This window comes from Aneurinibacillus sp. REN35, from assembly GCF_041379945.2.
GTDB lineage: Bacteria > Bacillota > Bacilli > Aneurinibacillales > Aneurinibacillaceae > Aneurinibacillus.
Genome location: NZ_JBFTXJ020000027.1, coordinates 1 through 1,235 on the forward strand (window position 1 = coordinate 1; position 1,235 = coordinate 1,235).

General features: G+C 56.0%; 1 protein-coding gene. It reads left to right on the forward strand.

All coding sequences use genetic code 11. The annotated features are described in order from the left end of the window. Nucleotides 1–1,235, forward strand: a 1,235-nt coding sequence (locus tag AB3351_RS23510; protein ID WP_371149546.1) for an L-glutamate gamma-semialdehyde dehydrogenase, incomplete at both ends; no start/stop codon positions are given.

Sequence of the window (1,235 nt, forward strand, 5' to 3'; positions counted from 1 at the left end):
GGTTATCTGTTCAAAGCCGCCGCGATGATGCGCCGCCGCAAGCATGAATTCTCTGCCTGGCTGATGCTTGAGGCAGGCAAGAGCCGCGGTGAAGCGGATGCCGATACGGCGGAAGCGATCGACTTCATGGAATACTACGCACGTCAAATGCTGGAGCTTACCGAGCGGGGTCGCCATACACTGACCCGTCTGCCAGGCGAAGACAACCGTCTGGACTACATTCCGCTTGGTGTTGGCGTGATCATTCCGCCGTGGAACTTTGCCTTAGCCATTGTGGTGGGTATGACGACGGCTGCTATCGTTGCAGGGAATACGGCGATTTTGAAGCCAGCCAGCCAAACCCCGGTCATTGCCTATAAATTTTATGAATTGTTGGTGGAAGCCGGCCTTCCGGCCGGTGTCGTGAACTTTGTGCCGGGGCGTCCGGATGTCATCGGCGATTATTTGGTGGATCATAAGCTGACTCGGTTCATCAGCTTCACAGGGTCCCGTGCGGTTGGCCTGCGCATTCATGAGCGCTCCTCTAAAGTAGCACCGGGACAAATCTGGATGAAGCGTCTCGTAGCGGAGATGGGCGGAAAAGATGCGATTGTCGTGATGGACGATGCCGATCTGGAACTGGCAGCTCAGAACATCGTAGCCTCTGCGTTCAGCTTCTCCGGACAGAAATGCTCCGCCTGCTCGCGTGCCATCATCCATGAAAATGTATATGACACCGTACTGGAGCGTGTAGCGGAGATCACGAAAGGACTCAAGGTAGGCGATGTACGCGATGCATCTAACTACACCGGTCCGGTGATCGATGAGAAGGCCCTGAACAAAGTCATGGAATACGTAGAGATTGGCAAGCAGGAAGGCCGTCTGGTTGCAGGCGGTACCCCGGTTGGGGCGGATGGATTCTTCGTTGCACCGACGATCTTTGCGGATGTGGACCCAAATGCACGCATCATGCAGGAGGAAGTGTTCGGCCCGTTTGTCGCGTTTACGAAGGTGCGCGACTTTGACCATGCGATGGAAGTGGCAAACAATACGGAATACGGTCTGACCGGCTCGGTATTCACCCGCAGCCGGGAGCTGATTGACCGTGCGCGTGTGGAATTCCACGTGGGGAACCTGTATTTCAACCGCAAATGCACGGGAGCCATTGTGGGCGTGCATCCGTTTGGCGGCTTCAACATGTCAGGCACCGACTCCAAAGCAGGCGGTCCGGACTATCTGCTTCAGTTCACACAGCC